Here is a 1,351-nt window from a genome sequence, read left to right on the forward strand (position 1 = left end):
ACGAAGAAGCCCTTGTTCAAGTCACCCCCGGGCAGCGCGCGCGCACCGCCGGTCAGGCACTGCGCGCCCTCGGCCTTGCCGACGTCGATATAGCCAAGGATCTTGTGGAGCTGGTCCTCGGAGGCCTGGGCGCCGATCTGGGTCGCGGGGTCGAGTGGATCGCCCTGGCGGATCGCGGCGACGCGCGCGACCGCACGCTCGATGAAGCGATCAAAGATCGATTCGTGCACCAGCGCGCGCGACGGACAGGTACAGACCTCGCCCTTGTTGAATGCGAACAGCGTGAAGCCCTCGATCGCCTTGGCGAGGAACGCGTCGTCCTCATTGAGGACATCCGCCATGAAGATGTTGGGTGACTTGCCGCCAAGCTCCATCGTCTGCGGAATCAGGTGATTCGCGGCAGCGTGCATGATCTGCTTGCCGGTCACGGTCTCGCCGGTGAACGAGACCTTGGCGATCCGCGGATTGGCGGCGATCGCCTGACCGACGGTCCGGCCTGGTCCGGTCACCACATTGAGCACGCCCGGGGGCAGGATATCTGCGGTCAGCTCGGCCAACATCAGCAGCGTGAGCGGCGTCTGTGAAGCCGGCTTGATGACCGTGCAGTTGCCGGCGGCAAGCGCCGGGGCGATCTTCCATGCCGCCATCAGCAGCGGGAAGTTCCTTGGGATGATCTGGCCAACGACGCCGAGCGGCTCGCGGAAATGATAGGCGATGGTGTCGGCGTCGATCGTCGAGATCGTGCCTTCTTCCGCCCGGATGCAGCCGGCGAAATAACGAAAATGGTCGATCGCGAGCGGCACGTCGGCGGCGCGCGTCTCGCGGATCGGTTTGCCGTTGTCGATCGTCTCGGCAAGCGCCAGCAGTTCAAGATTGTGTTCCAGACGGTCGGCGATCCTGTTGAGCAGCGTTGCGCGCTCGGCCGGCGCAAGCCTCGCCCATTGGTCCTTGGCGGAGTGGGCAGCGTCGAGCGCGCGCTCGACATCTTCGGTGGTAGAGAGGGCGAACTCGGCGATCAGCGCGCCGTTGATCGGGCTCGTGTCGGCGAAATATTGGCCTGTGGAAGGCGGGCTCCAGCGCCCGGCGATGAAATTGTCGTAGCGATGCCGGAAAGTTGGCGCGGCATTGATTGTCTCGATGGCCTGTTCGAACATGATCCCGGTCCTTGTGTTGTCCTCGTCAAGTGTGTGCGTGACGGCCAAGCGCGGCCCTTGCGGCAGGATCCGGTTACCCCGTTCGCCCGTCGCCTATCGAGCATCGCTTGCACTCAGGGTTTGTCCCGCGATTTGAGTCTGACGGGAGCGCGCGTGGTCCTAGCGATACATGGCGCAAATCCGGCCCTTTGCGGCGA

At 64.3% G+C, this 1,351-nt stretch carries 1 protein-coding gene; it reads right to left on the bottom strand.

Features of this window, described 5'->3' with window-relative positions:
- Positions 1–1,154, bottom strand: a 1,154-nt coding sequence (locus tag DM995_RS19960; RefSeq protein WP_116970812.1) for an aldehyde dehydrogenase family protein, incomplete at its 3' end; no start/stop codon positions are given.
- Between the last annotated feature and the right edge of the window lie 197 nt (positions 1,155–1,351).

This window comes from Blastomonas sp. UPD001 (assembly GCF_003426715.1).
Taxonomy (GTDB): domain Bacteria; phylum Pseudomonadota; class Alphaproteobacteria; order Sphingomonadales; family Sphingomonadaceae; genus Blastomonas.